This is a genomic window from Pseudoclavibacter chungangensis, assembly GCF_013410545.1.
Classification (GTDB): domain Bacteria; phylum Actinomycetota; class Actinomycetes; order Actinomycetales; family Microbacteriaceae; genus Pseudoclavibacter; species Pseudoclavibacter chungangensis.
Map to the genome: position 1 here is coordinate 3,527,649 of NZ_JACCFV010000001.1, position 15,229 is coordinate 3,542,877.

At 69.2% G+C, this 15,229-nt stretch carries 17 protein-coding genes; 11 read left to right on the top strand and 6 right to left on the bottom strand.

Annotation, left to right across the window (positions count from 1 at the left end; translation table 11 throughout):
• Positions 1-40 precede the first annotated feature (40 nt).
• The 4 genes from HNR16_RS15590 to HNR16_RS15605 all read left to right on the top strand — a co-directional run bounded on the left by HNR16_RS15590 (position 41) and on the right by HNR16_RS15605 (position 4,713).
• The gene (locus HNR16_RS15590) at positions 41-1,510 is read left to right on the top strand and encodes a CCA tRNA nucleotidyltransferase (protein WP_158041215.1); all 1,470 of its coding nucleotides are present in this window, start codon (positions 41-43) and stop codon (positions 1,508-1,510) included.
• Positions 1,497-2,381 carry a carbohydrate ABC transporter permease gene (locus tag HNR16_RS15595; RefSeq protein ID WP_158041198.1) on the top strand — a complete coding sequence of 295 codons (885 nt, stop codon included), beginning with the start codon at positions 1,497-1,499 and terminating at the stop codon, positions 2,379-2,381. The genes HNR16_RS15590 and HNR16_RS15595 overlap by 14 nt, the downstream gene beginning before the upstream one ends.
• On the top strand, positions 2,368-3,234 hold the full coding sequence (locus tag HNR16_RS15600) for a carbohydrate ABC transporter permease (RefSeq protein WP_158041199.1): 867 nt from the start codon (positions 2,368-2,370) through the stop codon (positions 3,232-3,234). Before HNR16_RS15595 ends, HNR16_RS15600 begins: the two co-directional genes overlap by 14 nt.
• Positions 3,235-3,384: 150 nt before the next feature.
• Positions 3,385-4,713, top strand: coding sequence for an ABC transporter substrate-binding protein (locus tag HNR16_RS15605; protein WP_158041201.1), 1,329 nt, complete (start codon positions 3,385-3,387; stop codon positions 4,711-4,713).
• Positions 4,714-4,782: 69 nt separating this feature from the next.
• Here HNR16_RS15605 and HNR16_RS15610 read toward each other — a convergent pair whose 3' ends face one another.
• From HNR16_RS15610 to HNR16_RS15620, 3 genes are all read right to left on the bottom strand, one after another.
• A complete protein-coding gene (locus HNR16_RS15610) occupies positions 4,783-6,201 on the bottom strand; it encodes a hypothetical protein (protein WP_158042013.1) in 1,419 nt (472 codons plus the stop codon).
• A 150-nt stretch (positions 6,202-6,351) separates the two neighbouring features.
• Positions 6,352-6,717 (bottom strand): hypothetical protein, encoded by a 366-nt coding sequence (locus HNR16_RS15615; protein WP_158042012.1) that lies wholly within the window; start codon positions 6,715-6,717, stop codon positions 6,352-6,354.
• A gap of 101 nt (positions 6,718-6,818) precedes the next feature.
• The gene (locus HNR16_RS15620) at positions 6,819-7,157 is read right to left on the bottom strand and encodes a hypothetical protein (RefSeq protein WP_158042011.1); all 339 of its coding nucleotides are present in this window, start codon (positions 7,155-7,157) and stop codon (positions 6,819-6,821) included.
• A 185-nt stretch (positions 7,158-7,342) separates the two neighbouring features.
• Between HNR16_RS15620 and rpsF the strand changes: the two genes are divergently transcribed.
• The 5 genes from rpsF to dnaB all read left to right on the top strand — a co-directional run bounded on the left by rpsF (position 7,343) and on the right by dnaB (position 10,963).
• Entirely contained in the window at positions 7,343-7,786 is a 444-nt protein-coding gene (gene rpsF, locus HNR16_RS15625) for a 30S ribosomal protein S6 (protein WP_158042010.1), read from the top strand.
• A 3-nt stretch (positions 7,787-7,789) separates the two neighbouring features.
• Complete coding sequence (locus HNR16_RS15630) at positions 7,790-8,344, top strand: single-stranded DNA-binding protein (RefSeq protein ID WP_158042009.1); 555 nt, start codon at positions 7,790-7,792, stop codon at positions 8,342-8,344.
• Between the two features lie 36 nt (positions 8,345-8,380).
• Positions 8,381-8,641: a 30S ribosomal protein S18 gene (rpsR, locus tag HNR16_RS15635; protein WP_158042008.1), complete on the top strand. Its 261-nt coding sequence runs from the start codon at positions 8,381-8,383 to the stop codon at positions 8,639-8,641.
• Between the two features lie 11 nt (positions 8,642-8,652).
• Positions 8,653-9,105, top strand: coding sequence for a 50S ribosomal protein L9 (rplI, locus tag HNR16_RS15640; protein ID WP_158042007.1), 453 nt, complete (start codon positions 8,653-8,655; stop codon positions 9,103-9,105).
• 472 nt (positions 9,106-9,577) lie between these two features.
• Positions 9,578-10,963: a replicative DNA helicase gene (gene dnaB / locus HNR16_RS15645; protein WP_158042017.1), complete on the top strand. Its 1,386-nt coding sequence runs from the start codon at positions 9,578-9,580 to the stop codon at positions 10,961-10,963.
• Between the two features lie 72 nt (positions 10,964-11,035).
• On the opposite strand, the gene HNR16_RS15650 is transcribed toward dnaB, so the two are convergent.
• A complete protein-coding gene (locus tag HNR16_RS15650) occupies positions 11,036-11,530 on the bottom strand; it encodes an FBP domain-containing protein (protein ID WP_158042006.1) in 495 nt (164 codons plus the stop codon).
• A 300-nt stretch (positions 11,531-11,830) separates the two neighbouring features.
• Here HNR16_RS15650 and HNR16_RS15655 point away from each other — a divergent pair, with 300 nt between their 5' ends.
• A complete protein-coding gene (locus tag HNR16_RS15655) occupies positions 11,831-12,427 on the top strand; it encodes a protein-L-isoaspartate O-methyltransferase family protein (protein ID WP_158042005.1) in 597 nt (198 codons plus the stop codon).
• Positions 12,428-12,464: 37 nt separating this feature from the next.
• On the opposite strand, the gene HNR16_RS15660 is transcribed toward HNR16_RS15655, so the two are convergent.
• A complete protein-coding gene (locus tag HNR16_RS15660) occupies positions 12,465-13,097 on the bottom strand; it encodes a GTP pyrophosphokinase (protein WP_158042016.1) in 633 nt (210 codons plus the stop codon).
• 245 nt (positions 13,098-13,342) lie between these two features.
• The gene (locus tag HNR16_RS15665) at positions 13,343-14,158 is read right to left on the bottom strand and encodes a carbon-nitrogen hydrolase family protein (RefSeq protein WP_158042004.1); all 816 of its coding nucleotides are present in this window, start codon (positions 14,156-14,158) and stop codon (positions 13,343-13,345) included.
• 224 nt (positions 14,159-14,382) lie between these two features.
• Between HNR16_RS15665 and HNR16_RS15670 the strand changes: the two genes are divergently transcribed.
• Positions 14,383-15,213, top strand: coding sequence for a hypothetical protein (locus HNR16_RS15670; protein ID WP_158042003.1), 831 nt, complete (start codon positions 14,383-14,385; stop codon positions 15,211-15,213).
• Positions 15,214-15,229 lie beyond the last annotated feature (16 nt).

The following is a 15,229-nucleotide window of genomic DNA, read 5'->3' on the forward strand; positions in this document are numbered from 1 at the left end:
GAGCGACATCGCCGTCGCGGCGCGCTCCTACACTGGACGGATGCAGCAGGTGCAGTCGGCTCTCGACCGTCTTCGCGCGCTCGCGGCGTCGCACCCCGTGTCGGCGCTCGCGGCGGCGTTCCACGACGCCGGACACGAGCTCGCACTCGTCGGCGGACCGGTGCGGGACGCGTTCCTCGACCGCGCCGTCACGGATCTCGACTTCACGACCGACGCGCGGCCCGAGCGGATCCTCGAGATCATCGCCCCCATCGCCGATGCGCACTGGGACATCGGGCGCGAGTTCGGCACGATCGGTGCCCGGATCGGCGGGGAGCAGGTCGAGATCACGACCTACCGGGCCGACCAGTACGACGGCGTCTCGCGGAAGCCCGTCGTCGCGTTCGGCGACACGATCGAGGGCGATCTGCTGCGGCGCGATTTCACGGTGAACGCGATCGCCCTCGCGCTACCCGAACTCCGACTCGTCGACCCGACCGGGGGCCTGGAGGATCTGCTCGCGGGACAACTGCGCACGCCCATCGAACCCGAGGTCTCGTTCGGTGACGACCCGCTGCGCATGTTGCGGGCCGTCCGGTTCACATCGCAGCTCGGATTCCACCTCGACGGTGCGGCGTTCGACGCGGTCACCGCCATGGCGCCCCGCATCGACGACATCTCCGCCGAGCGCATCCGCGACGAACTCGTGAAGCTCATCAGCACGGACACGCCGCGGGCGGGCATCGAGCTGTTCGTCGAAACGGGGCTCGCGGAACGGACGCTGCCCGAGCTGCCCGCCCTGCAGCTCGAACGCGACGACGCCCACCGACACAAGGACGTGTACGAGCACTCGATCACCGTCCTCGAGCAGGCGATCGACCTCGAGCGCGTGCGGCGCCCCGACGACTCACCCGATGTCGTTCTCCGGCTCGCCGCACTACTGCACGACATCGGCAAGCCGAAGACGCGCCGATTCGGGCCGCGCGGACAGGTGACGTTCCACGGCCACGACGTCGTGGGCGCGAAGCTCGCGCGCAAACGACTCCGGGCGCTGCGCTTCGACAACGACACGATCGCGGAGACCGCGCGGCTCGTCGAACTCCACATGCGCCTCTTCAATTACGAGGGCGCGGGATGGACGGACGCCGCCGTGCGCCGGTTCGCCCGTGACGCGGGGGACCAGCTCGATCGACTCGTCATCCTCATCCGCGCCGACATCACGACGCGGAACCAGCGCAAGAGCGACCGGCTCGCATTCGCGATCGACGACCTCGAGGCGCGCATCGCCACGCTGCGCGAGCAGGAGGAGCTCGACGCCGTGCGACCCGAGCTCGACGGCGACCGGATCATGGCGATCCTCGGCATCGGGCCGGGCCGAACGGTCGGCGAGGCCTACCGGTTCCTCCTCGATCTCCGACTCGACGAGGGACGGGTCGGCGAGGACGCGGCCGAGCAGCGATTGCTCGAATGGTGGCGCGAGCGCGGGGAGACACCCGTGGAGTCGCAGCGGACGCGCCGTGCGGACGACTGAGCGCCGGGCGGCGCGCCGGGAGGCGGCCGCCGGCTACCTCCTGCTTTCACCGGCACTCATCGGCGTCGTCCTGTTCCTTCTCGTGCCGATCGGCGTGCTCGTCTGGCTGACGTTCCGGTCGTGGGACCTCCTGGGCCCCGTCCGACCCGCCGGTCTCGACAACTGGACCGCCGTCGTGTCGGACCCGGCGTACGTGCGCTCGTTCCTCGTGACGGCGATCTACGTGGTCCTCGTCATCCCCGTGCAGACGACGCTCGGGGTCCTCCTCGCCACGCTCCTCAGCCGCAACCTCCCGGGCTCGACGTTCGTGCGCACCGTCCTCGTCCTCCCCTGGGTGTGTGCGCCGCTCGTGCTCGGTGTCGTGTGGCGCTGGATCTTCCGCCCGGACGGTGCCCTCAACGCGCTCATCGGCGTGCGCATCGAGTGGCTCACCGATCCGTGGCTCGCGCTCCCAGTCGTCGCGTTCGTGAGCGCGTGGAGCCAGGTCGGCTACGTGACCCTCTTCTTCATGGCGGGGCTCGCCTCGATCCCGACGCAGGTGATCGAGGCTGCACGCATCGACGGTGCGAGCGAGTGGCGGATCTTCTGGAGCATCAAGCTGCCGCTCCTGCGCCCCACGACGTTCTTCGTCCTCGTCACGTCCGTCATCGCCAGCTTCCAGGCCTTCGACCTGGTCTATGCCCTCGTCCCGGACGGCGGCCCGAAGGGCACGACCGATCTGATCGCGCAACGCATCTACTCGCAGACGGTCGAGGCGAACGAGATCGGGCGTGCCGCGGTGTTGGCGCTCGTCCTGTTCGTCGTCCTGCTCGTCGTGACCCTTGCACAGAACGCCTACTTCTCGAAGCGGATGACCTATGACCGAACGTGATCGGGCTCGCCGGGCGGTCGGTACCGCCCGCACGCGTCACGTCCTGGGCGTCATCGCGACGGCGGTCGTGCTCGTGTCCGCCTGCGCGCTCACACTCGCGCCGTTCCTCCTGAGCTTCCTCACCTCGTTGACCTCGACGACGCAGTTCGGACAGCAGGGGCCGTTCGGTCTGCCGAACCCGCCCGTCCTCGACAACTACGTCGACCTCTTCTCGCGTCGCGTCGACTTCGCCGAGGCGTTCTGGACCACGGTCGGCCTCGTCGCCGTCGTGACCGTGTGCCAGCTCTTCTTCTCGGTGCTCGCCGCGTTCGCGTTCGCGCGCCTCCGCTTCCCCGGGCGCGACGTCCTCTTCTGGGTCTTCCTCGGAACGCTCATGGTGCCCCAGGTCGTCACGATCGTCCCGCTCTTCCTCATGCTCGCGCAGACGGGCCAGCGGGGCACGTTCCTCGGGCTCGCCCTCCCGTACCTGCTCGGCTCGCCCTATGCCGTCTTCCTCCTGCGCGAATCCTTCCGGCAGATCCCGCAGGAGCTCGTCGACGCCATGCGCATCGACGGGGGCGGTACCCTGCGCGTGCTGTTCAGCCTCATCGTGCCGCTCAGCCGCCCGATCCTCGTGACGCTCGGGCTCATCACGGTCGTCACGCACTGGAACAACTTCATGTGGCCGCTCATGATCGGCGGGAACCGGGTGTTCGTCCTGACGACGGCGACCGCCACGCTGCAGGAGCAGTACACGAACAACACGACGCTCGTGATGGCGGCGACGACGCTCGCGATGCTCCCCCTCATCGTCGTCTTCGTGATCTTCCAACGCCAGATCGTGCGATCGATCTCGATCTCCGGGTTCCGCTGAGACGTCGCCGATCGAGCGACCGAGTCGTCGCGTGTCGCGCCGCGTGGCGACGACGGTGGCCGTGCGGAACAATGGCGCGCATTCACGCGCGGAACGGGCGAGCCGTCGGAGGCGGACCCGATCGCCGCGCGCACCGATGCGGAGGAGAACATGAAACCCAGGAAGTCGGCATCGCTCGCCGTCGGCACCGTGGCCCTGTTGGCGCTCGCGGGCTGCGCGAGCGGCGGTGGGGCAGGCGGAGACGGATCGGGTGACATCACCCTGCGGCTGTGGGACGAGCAGGTCGCGACCGCCTACGAGGCATCCATCGACGCGTTCGAGGCCGCGAACCCCGGCGTCACCGTGACGATCGACGTGGTGCCGTGGGCGGACTACTTCACCACCCTGCGCCAGGACGTCGCGGCCGGCGGCGGCGACGACGTCTTCTGGTTGAACGGCTCGTACTACCAGGACTACGCCGACAACGGACTGCTGCGCCCCGTCAGCGAGACGCTCGGGGCCGACGCGGCGTCGGCCTGGTCGGCCTCGGCGGTCGAACAGTACACGCGCGACGGCGAACTGTGGGGCGTTCCCCAGCTCGTCGACGGTGGGTCGGCGCTCTACTACAACGCCGATCTCCTCGCGGCGGCGGGTGTCACGCCCGAGCAACTGCAGGACCTCGTGTGGAGCCCGAGCGACGCGGCCGCCGACACGTTCAAGCCCGTCGTCCAGCAGCTGACGGTCGACGCGCAGGGGCGGAACGCCACCGACCCCGCCTTCGACGCGAACCAGGTCGCGAGCTGGGGGTTCAACGCGGCCCAGGACACACAGAACGTCCTGCTCAACTTCATCGGTTCGAACGGAGGCACCTACCAGACCGAGGACGGGGCGATGACGTTCACCGACCCCAAGACCGAAGAGGCCCTCGCCTACGTCGTCGACCTCATCAACCAGGCGAAGGTGGCGCCGCCCGCATCTTCGACCAACGGTGACGGTGACTACACGCGTGACCAGTTCCTGCAGGGCAAGATCGCGCTGTTCGAGTCGGGTACGTACAACCTCGCGAACGTTCAGCAGGGCGCCGCGTTCGACTGGGGCGTCGTCGAGATCCCCTCGGGCCCCGAGGGCAAGGTCACGACCTCGCCCGCCGTCATCGCCGCCGCGAACGCGAACTCGTCCAACCCCGACGCGGTCACGAAGCTCCTGCAGTGGCTGGGCTCCGCGGAGGGGAACGCCTACATCGGCGCCGAGGGCGCTGCCGTCCCCGCAGTGACGGACGCTCGCGCCCAGTACGACGCCTACTGGCAGGGACTCGGTGTCGACGTCTCGCCGTTCTTCACCGTCCTCGACGGCGCCGACCCGCTCCCCGCCGTGACGGGTCAGAACTACGGTGCGGTCCTCGACGCCTTCAAGCCGCACCTCGACGAGGTGTTCCTCGGAACGGTCGACGTACCGACCGGACTCGAACAGGCACAACAGGCGGCCGACGCGGTGAACTGAACACGGCGCGGAACGACGTCGGGCGCCCGGGGATCCCCGGGCGCCCGACGTCGTTCCGCGCCGTGTCCGTCAGTTCAGATAGGAGTTCAGTCCGTAGACCGAACACGATGCGTATCCCTTGGAGCTGTCCTGCACGACGACGATGCCGTCGACGGTGACCTCGCACGACACGTTGTCGTCGTAGGAGTCCGTGCTCGCCCGGAGGCTGACCGACGAGCCGTCGTACTCGGTCTGGATACCCATATCCATCGTCGTCGTCCATGGCGACGACTGGGCGAAGAGTGCCTCGGACTTGTCGACGGCATCCGTGCCGCTGTACATGCCGTTCGAGATGTTGTAGTCGATGTCGACGGGCCCGTCGGAGGTGACCGTGAGGACGACCTGGACCTGCCGGTCGGCGGTGTCGTAGTCCGAGGTGTAGGTGGAATAGGTGGACGAGTAGTCGGTCGACGATGTCGGCGCGCTCGACGTGATGATGTTCGTCCACACGATCGGGTTGGCGATCCCGACGATGATGGCGATGACGCTCACGATCGTCCCCGCGATGGCAAGGCCCTTCCTCGCGTTGAAGTTCTTCAGGACGAGCCCGAGGATGCCGAGGACGAGGCCCGCGAAACCGAGGAATGCCGCGATCACGCCGATGAAGGGGATGAGCCCGAGGAGGATGCCGAGCCCGCCCGCGATGAGCGAGATCAGCCCGAAGACGTTGAACTTGTTCTGCGCGGCGGGATAGCCGGCTCCGTTGTAGGGGTTGACCCCACCACCACCGCCGTACGGCGGCGTCCCACCGTACGCGGGCGCGGTTCCGTACTGCGGGCCGCTCACGGGCTGCTGGGCCTCCGGCTGCTGTCCGTAGGCGGGGGCACTCTGCGGGGCCTGGCCGTACGGCGACGGCGCCTCGTTCGACCCGTAGGGATCGGTGGACGAACCGTAGCCGGACGGCGCACCCGGTTCCGCGTCGGGCGTCTGCGGGTCCTTGCCGAACGAAACGGACGGCGCGGGCGCGGGGTCGGACAGGTTGGTGACCTGGTCGTTGGACTCGTAGAGGGCGTCCTCGGAGGTGGCCGTGGACGCATCGGTCGACGCGTCACCGCTTCCGGACGGGATGCCGTACGAATCCGACCCGGTGTACGGCGTCGGGCTGTTGTAGTCGGACGAGGAGCCGTCGTAGGACGAGGTTGAGCCGCTGTAGTCGGTCGAGCCACTGTCGTACGGCGAGGTCGAGCCGCTGTAGTCGGTCGAGCCGCTGTCGTACGGCGAGGTCGAGCCGCTGTAGTCGTTCGTGGGCGCGTAGGGCGAGGACGCCTCGTACGGCGTGGACGACTGACCGTATGCGGGCGGCGTATCGCCCGGCGAGGGCGGCGTGTCACCACCGATCGGGGTGGTGCCCTCGGTGTTCCCTCCGAGCGGTGGAACGGGTCCACCGTCGTAGCCCTGCTCGGGGGTCGGCCCCGAGGTGCCCTCCGTGTTGTTCGGCTCGTCGGCCATTGGTGCTCCCCAATCGTCGTGCACGCCGACGAAAGACTCGGCGCGAGTACGGTCAAGACTATTCACTGACGGCGCCCGTGACATCCGGTTCGCGGATGAAGGCGCGTCATCCGGGCGTCGCGTTCGCGGACGCGTGACGTGTGGTGCTCGTCAGAGGGATGCCGGGAACGGGACGCCGTCGAGCGCGATCGAGGCGATGGGGACGACGGTGCCGACGAGGAGTGCGGCGGCGCCGACGCCCGCGCCGATGCGGGCGACCCGAGCGCCCGTGTGACGGACGATGACGTGTCCGAGGAGACCGGTGAGCGCGGAGCCGAGGCCGGCCGCGCCGGCGTAGAGGACGGTTCCGGGCAGGACGGTGAGGAGGAGGCACAGCGCGGCGAGGGCGAAGGCCACGATCGAGAGGGCCGTCCCGGCTCGCGCGCGTCGGCGTCTGCCGTGGTCGCGGGACGCGATGCCCGCGACGATCGTCGTGACGGGTGCGGGGTCGACCGTGCGGACGTGAACGTCGAGCATGCGGCCTCCCGGTTGGTCTGCGATCGCGCTGGCGGCCACTCTACGTGCAGCGCGTCATCGACGCGCGTGGAGTCGGGTGGGGAGTCGGGCGGACGTGCCGGTCACGCGCCGAGTAGGGCAGCGAGGGCGAGGGACACGACCACGACGGCGAGCGAACCGCACGAGACGACGATCGTCGTCCTTCGGGCACTCCAGCCGAAGCGGGTCGAGAGGCCGAGCAACGCCCCGAAGCCGGTCGCGACGAGCGCGAGCGCGACGGCGGGGATCGCGGGCAGCGGGCCGAGCAGGGCCACGCCGACCGCGACGACGGGGAGGAGGACGACGAATCGGAACCACCGCGGGCGGGCCGTATCGCCCTCGCCGCCGGACCGGCTCGTGCCGGTCGAATCAGCGCCCGGCGACCGTGTCGGCCCTGCGGGGGTGGGGGAGTCGTCGGTCATTCGGTCTCCAGGGTGTTCGGAGGGCCAGGCTAACCCACGTCGTCCCCGGCGCGTCGACGGCGACTTGCCCGGCCCGCGCCTGTCGTCTAAGCTGAAGCGGTTGTCTGCGCTCCCGCGCCGACACGATGCGAAACCCTCCTGCTGCAGAACGTCTGCGGCCGATCTAGACCAAAGGAGGTGGGTTTATCGTGCATCAGTATGAGTTGATGGTGATCCTCGATCCCGAGATCGATGAGCGCACCGTGGCTCCCAGCCTCGACAAGTTCCTCAACGTCATCCGCAATGACGGTGGGACCATCGACAACACCAACATCTGGGGTCGTCGCCGTCTCGCGTACGAGATCAACAAGAAGGCCGAAGGCATCTACGCCGTCGTCAACTTCACGTCGACCGCCGACTCCGCCAACGAGCTCAACCGTCAGCTGAAGCTCTCCGAGGCCGTCATGCGCACCAAGGTGCTCCGTGCCGAAGAGGCCATCGCTCGCGTCGAGGCCGAGGCCGCCCGCAAGGCCGCCCGTCCCCAGCAGGCGGAGAAGCCCGAGACCACCGAGTCGGCTGCGCCCGCGCGCAAGCCCGCCGCGGGTGCCGCGCGCGTCGCGTCCGCCAAGTCGCAGGCGTCGGCCGAGTAAGCCATGGCCGGCGACACGATCATCACCGTGGTGGGCAACCTCACGGCTGACCCGGAGCTTCGCTACACCCACAACGGACTCGCGGTGGCGAACTTCACCATCGCATCCACCCCACGCGTCTTCGACCGGCAGGCGAACGAGTGGAAGGACGGCGAAGCGCTGTTCCTCCGCGCCTCGGTCTGGCGTGAGTTCGCCGAGCACGTCTCGTCGAGCCTGCAGAAGGGGTCCCGCGTCATCGTGCAGGGTCGCCTCAAGCAGCGCTCCTTCGAGACGAAGGAGGGCGAGAAGCGCACCACCATCGAGCTCGACGTCGACGAGATCGGCCCGAGCCTCCGCTACGCGACCGCGCAGGTGACGCGCACGAGCGGCGGATCCGGTGGCGGTGGCGGCGGCCAGCGCTCCTTCGGGGGCGGCGGCGGGAACGCCGGTGGTGGGCGTCCGCAGGCGAGCGAACCCTGGGGTCAGGGTGGATCGTCCTCCGGCTCGTCCCTGGGCGACCAGGGCGGCGGCTGGGCAACGCCCGGCGCCAACAACGATTTCGACGAGCCGCCGTTCTAACGGACGCGCGTCAGACAAGCACGAAAGAAGAAACCCATGGCTGGAAAGTCGAGCGGCGACCGCCGCAAGGGTGGCGCCCGCGGTAAGGGGAAGCCCGCCGCGCCCGCGAAGAGCATTCGCGTCGGCGTCATCGATTACAAGGACGTCAACACGCTCCGCAAGTTCATCTCGGAGCGCGGCAAGATCCGCGCCCGTCGTATCACCGGTGTCTCCGTCCAGGAGCAGCGCCTCATCGCCCGTGCCGTGAAGAACGCGCGCGAGATGGCGCTCCTCCCGTACGCCGGCTCGGGCCGCTAGGAGGACTGACGATGGCAAAGATCATCCTGACCCATGAGGTCTCCGGGCTCGGCTCGGCGGGCGACGTGGTCGAGGTCAAGGACGGGTTCGCCCGCAACTACCTCGTTCCGCAGGGCTTCGCGACGCCGTGGACCCGTGGCAGCGAGAAGCAGGTCGAGCAGATCCGTGCCGCGCGCACCGCGCGCGAGCACGCTTCGCTCGAGGCGGCGCAGGCCGCCAAGCAGCAGCTCGAGTCGGCCGTCGTGCGCCTGCACGTCAAGTCCGGCGCACAGGGCCGCCTGTTCGGCTCGGTCCGCGGCACGCAGGTCGCCGAGGCTGTCGCCGAGCAGGGCCTCGGCACGATCGACGGCCGCAAGGTCGAGTTCCCGACGCCCATCAAGGCGACCGGGCACCACGAGGCGACGGTTCGCCTCCGCGACGACATCGTCGCGACGGTGAAGCTGCAGATCATCGCCGAGCGCTGATCGGCGGCGACCCGTTCGAGCGTCCCCGCCCCGATCCACGAGGGTCGGGGTGGGGACGTTCGCGCTGTGGACAATCTGTGGAGAACACGTCTCGTGACGAACGTTCGGGCGTCACGGTTATACACAATCGAGATGCCGCGTAAACCTTCAAGCCCTGCTTGAATACTTCCGGCCCGGTGGGCTGGGAGTATTTCTTTTCCCAGATCAGAAGGCTTTTCATGGTTCTGTGCGAGTGGACTCGCCCACATGTGGTCGCGAGTTGTCCACACAGAGTCGACACCCCACCCGGCGGTTCTCCACAAAGTTATCCACAGGGTCGTCCGAACGGGCGCTACGGTGGACGCCTGCCGATCGACATGCTTCCGGCGCCCCAGCAGCCGGACCGGATGTCGGTCGTTCGCGGTATCCATCGGAGTGACCACCGGTGCGTCCTCACCGCGCACCCTCGATGAACCGGATGGAGCTGCAGGAGATGTCGATCACGCACCTCGGGAGCGCGCAGGGCACGGACGTCCGCGATTCGCACGACGGCATGCGCACGCCACCGCACGACCTGCTCGCCGAGCAGTCGACGCTCGGGGGCATGCTCCTGTCCAAGGACGCCGTCGCCGACGTCGTCGAGCAGGTGCGCTCAGTCGACTTCTACGTGCCGAAGCACGAGATCATCTACGAGGCGATCTCGACCCAGTACGCGGCGGGCGAGCCGACCGACGTCATCGCCGTGACGGACGCCCTCACGAAGTCGGGTGAACTGCAGCGCGCGGGTGGCGCGGAGTACCTCCACACGCTCGCCGGCATCGTCCCGACCGCGGCGAACGCCGGCTACTACGCGGGCATCGTCTCGGAGCGCGCGGTGTTGCGCAGGCTCGTCGAGGCCGGCACCCGCATCGTGCAGATGGGCTACGGGGCCGAGGGCGAGGTCGTCGACCTCGTCAACATGGCACAGGCCGAGATCTACGGTGTCACCGGTGCGGTCGAGGCCGAGGACTTCGTGCCGCTGAGCGAGGCCATCATGGCCGCACAGGCCGACATGGACGCCGCACAGAACCGCAGCGGCGAACTGACCGGGGTGCCGACCGGCTTCGCCGAGTTCGACGGGCTCACGAACGGGCTGCACGGTGGCCAGCTCATCATCGTCGCCGCGCGACCCGGTATGGGAAAGTCGACCTTCGCGCTCGACATCGCGCGCTCCGCGTCGATCCACCACGACATGCCGTCGATCTTCTTCTCGCTCGAGATGGGGCGCGCCGAGATCGCCATGCGCCTCATGTCGGCCGAGGCGAGCGTGCTCCTGAAGAAGATGCGCACGGGTGGGCTCGACCAGGACGACCTCATGCGCATCGCCCGGACGCAGGGCAAGATCTCCGAGAAGCCGCTGTTCATCGACGACAGCCCGAACATGACGCTCGTCGAGATCCGCGCGAAGTGCCGTCGACTGAAACAGAAGCACGGCCTGCGGCTCGTGATCATCGACTACCTGCAGCTCATGACCTCGGGCAAGCGCGTCGAGAGTCGTCAGCAGGAGGTGTCCGAGTTCTCGCGGGCCCTCAAGCTCCTGGCGAAGGAACTCGAGGTTCCCGTCATCGCACTCTCGCAGCTCAACCGAAACTCCGAGCAGCGCGCCGACAAGCGCCCGGCGGTGTCCGACCTCCGTGAGTCGGGCTCGCTCGAGCAGGACGCCGACATGGTCATCCTCCTGCACCGCGACACGTCGCAGGAGGGCGACAGCGACCGTCGCGGCGAGGCCGACATCATCATCGGCAAGCACCGCAACGGTCCGACCGACACGCTCACGGTGGCGTTCCAGGGCCACCTCTCACGCTTCACCGACATCGCGGCGGGCCAGCAGTTCGGCTGACGAGCGGCCGTCGCCTGCGGGAGCACGACGCGGCGCCCGTCACACGGCGGGCGCCGCGCGGAGACGAGGGTGTCAGGCGCCTTCGCGCACGACGTCCGCGAAACCCGCGACCCGCAGGCGCAGGACGTCGATGCGCTCGGCGCGAGCGGCCGCCGCATCGAAGCCCTCGTAGGGCAGCGGCGGGTCCTTCCGGACGTTCAGGGAGCACTCGAAGCCCTCGCACACGAGCGTCGCGACGCTGTCGCCGCGGCGGCCCGCGGCGCCCGCACGCTTGGCCCCGAACGTCACGACGCCGTTGGGCAGTCTGACGTCGCGGCACCACGAGCACAGCGCGCGCGAGCGCGGCGCGCGATCCGTCGACGTCAGCAGCACGCCGACGACCTCGCCGTCGAGTCCCGGTACGACGACGTATGCACGACGGGCGATCTTCGGGTCGTGCCACCCGAGGTAGTCGAGGTCGGCCCACGGCGTGGCGTCGAAGCCCTCGGGCAGTGGCAGATCGTTCGACTCCCGTCGGCTCGCGTTCACGAACGAGGCTCTGAGGGTCTTCTCGGTGATGGGCAGCATGAAATCGTCCTTCGTCGTGCCGGACCGATGCCGGCGGATGGTGTGGTGATGGCGTGCGTCGGGACGCGCACGTCGACGGGCGTCGACGGCGAGCGTCGACGCGGGCACGCTCACCTCGTGCCGACGGAATGACCGTCGGCGACCTCCTGACGCCCCGGCGGGCAGATACGTGACGAAGACATGACCGCAGGATACGCCCGTCACACGTACGCTCGATCCACGACGGTGGCGGTGACGCCCGGAGTCCTCCGCACGCCACGGGCTGAGGAGGAACCAGGAGCGGGCGGCTACCATCGCGACATGAGGGGAGTCATCGTCGTTCCAGCGGTCGTCGCGGCCCGCGTGCGTCAAGCGATGGGTCGAACACCCCGCTCGCACTTCCTGCCCGCCGACGTCCGCCACCTCGCCGACACCGACCTCCCCGTCCCCATCGGGTGGGAGGCGACGAACTCACAGCCCTCGACCGTCGCGCGCATGCTCGAACTGCTCGACGTGCGGCCGGGTCACCGCGTCCTTGACGTCGGCAGCGGATCGGGCTGGACGACGGCGATCCTCACGCGCCTCGCGGGGCCCGACGGCGTCGTGCTCGGCGTCGAACGGGTGCCCGAACTCGTCGACTGGGCCCGCCGTCGTCTCGCCGAGGCGGGCATCGAAACGACGGTCGAGGAGGCCGTGCCCGGCGTGCTCGGCCTTCCCGCACAGGGGCCGTTCGATCGGATCCTCGTGTCGGCGGACTTCGCCAGGCGCCCCGACGATCTCGTCGCGCAGCTCGCGGAGGGCGGACGACTCGTCGCGCCCGTCGCCGAGGTGATGACGATCGTCGACGTGCACGACGGGCACGAGCGAACGCGCGCCGATGCCGGTCGCTACGTCTTCGTGCCGCTGCGGGCCGACTGACCCACGTCGCGGCGGTCGTGCCCGCCCGTGAGGTCGCTCAGGAGCCGACGGGCGACTCCTCGCTCGGCTCCTGCGCGCCGTGCAACTGACGATGCAGGCGCTCCATCCGCGCATCGAGCTCCGCGGCCGTATCGGCCGCGTCGCGGAGTTCGGAGAGCAGTTCGTCGGGCACGATGCGGTCGTACTTGTAGTAGATCTTGTGCTCGAGGCTCGCCCAGAAATCCATCGCGACCGTGCGGAACTGCACCTCGACACACACGTCCACCCGGCCCGTCGAGAGGTAGACGGGCACCTCGATGATCGCGTGCAGGCTCTTGTACCCGTTGTGCTTCGGATTCGCGATGTAATCCTTGACCTGCACGACCGTGACGTCGTCCTGCTGGGTCAGCAGGTCGAACAGTCGATACGCGTCACCGTTGAAACTGCACGTGATGCGCACGCCCGCGATGTCCGTGATGTGCTCCCGCACCGCATCGAGCGTCGGCGTGAGACCCCGCCGGGCGACCTTCGCCATGATGCTGTCGGCCGACTTCATGCGCGTCGAGACGTGCTCGATGGGGTTGTAATCGTGGAGGTGCTGGAACTCGTCCCGCAGGATCGTGATCTTGGTCTCGATCTCGCGCAGTCCGAACTCGTACTGCAGCAGGAACCGCTGCAATTCGCTCTGCATGAGGCGCAGCTCCTCCTGCGACACGGTGACCGTTCCACCGTCCGAGGTCACCGAGATACGGCGACCGAGGCGGGCCGCCTCCGCCGGCAGCAGCGCCCCCCGCTCATCGGCCCCGGCCGCGGTCGGAGGGACGTCGGCGTCGGGGGGCTCGAGTTCGGTGGGACGGAACGGCGCAGGATCGGACACGCGGCGATGCTAGCCGCGGCGTCCGTGGGCACGCTGACCAGCGTGGCCCGCGCAGCCGGTCATGTGCCGACCGTCGTGGCACCGAGCGGGCGGATGTTCCGGAGCACGGGGAGCGACGAACGGGCCTCACCGACCGCCGTCGGAACGACGTCGACGACGGCGTACTCGGGCCCACGGCCGAGCACGAGAAGCTGCTCGCCGAGAGGCGAGACCACCTGACTGCCCCCGACACCGGACGGCGCACCGCCCACCGGTTCGCGGCCGACACTCGTGGGATCGGCCTGATCGACGGCGACCACGAACGTCGTGGAATCGAGCGCGCGCGCCCGACCGAGGAGCGCCCACTGCTCGGCCTTGCCCACACCGTCGCCCCAGGAGGCCGCGACGACCGAGACCTCGGCGCCGGCGAGCGCGTTCGCGACGAACAGGGCCGGGAAGCGGAGGTCGTAGCACGTGGCGAGACCGACTCGCGTTCCCGCCACGGTGATCACGACGGGCGTCGCGCCCGGCGTCACGGCATCCGACTCCAGATACCCGAACGCGTCGAACAGGTGGATCTTGTCGTAGTGCGTCGCCGTGTCCGGCCCGACCACGAGCAGGGTGTTGCGGACGCGGCCGCCCTCGCCGGGGGTGAACATGCCGACGACCACGGTGATGCCCGACTCGACGGCGAGTGCGCGGACGTCGCTCGCCCAGGGGCCGTCGACGGGTTCCGCGACGGCGGGAAGGTCACCGCCGAACGCGCACATCGTCGCCTCGGGGAAGACGAGCAGATCCGCCCCGTCGGCCGCGGCACGACGGATGTGTTCTCCCACGAGCCGGAGGTTCTCACCGAGATCACCGGTCGAGGAGATCTGTGCGAGTGCGATGCGCATTCGGCGCTCCCTCCGTCGAGGATCGTGGGCTCCGACCATTGTGCCGCCCGAACCCGTCACCCACCCGACCGGGCCGGATGCGACTCGGGGTGGACGTGTCGGTCGTCGGCGCGGGCTCAGCGTGAGCGCGGGTACGCACCGTCCGGCGCAGTCTCCGGCCGGGCCGCGGAACACGCACGACGCGTCCGCGGGCACCCTCCGGTCGTCGAGCGCGAGGTGGAGCCATGAGCTACTCGGGGGATCAGTGGGGCGCGTCCGGTGTCCAGCCGGGATACGGGCCGTCGCCGGGGTACGGCCCGCAGCCGGGGTACGGGCAGCAGCCCGGCTACGGGCAACAGCCCGGGTACGGACAGCAGCCGGGCTACGGGCAACAACCGGGGCAGACGCCGCCTTCCGGTGGACTCCCGGGGTGGGGATGGGCGCTCATCGTGATCGTGGCCGTCCTCATCGTCGGTCTCATCACCTGGGCCGTCTGGCAGGGCGTTCGGGGCTCGAACACCGGCGCCACGACGCCCCCGATGACCTCCCCGCCGGCGGATCCGAGCGGCTCCGCATCGCCGACCGGCGATCCGCTGGGCGACGACGTCCTGTCGCTCGACGAGACCGTCACGCTCGCCGCTGCGCCGACCATCGAGTTCGCGGACAGCGACTGGACGTTCGAGGGCGTCACGCAGCTCAGTCTCGGTGAGGTGCAGACATGGCGGCATCCCGGTGGTACGTGCTACTTCCAGGGGTACGTCTACACCCGGAATCCATCGCCCGCGAAGAACGACCGTGAGCAGTCGAAGGAACGGTACGAGGCCCTCGTGCTCGATTCGGCCGACACGATCAGGGAGGTGCACGAGGTGGCGCAGGCGACCGAGCGCGCCGGTGACATCGCGATGTTCGACGTCGTCGTCCGGCGTGACGACGACAGCGACCGGTGGCTCCGGACGCGGTCGTTCGCCGGATCGGGTCACGAGGTCAGCCTCGCCGTCGAGTGCCGGTCGGGGACGCTCGGACAGGACGTGATCGACGAGGCGCTCTCGCACATCGTGGTGGACATCCGTCGCTGACGACCGTCCTCCCCGC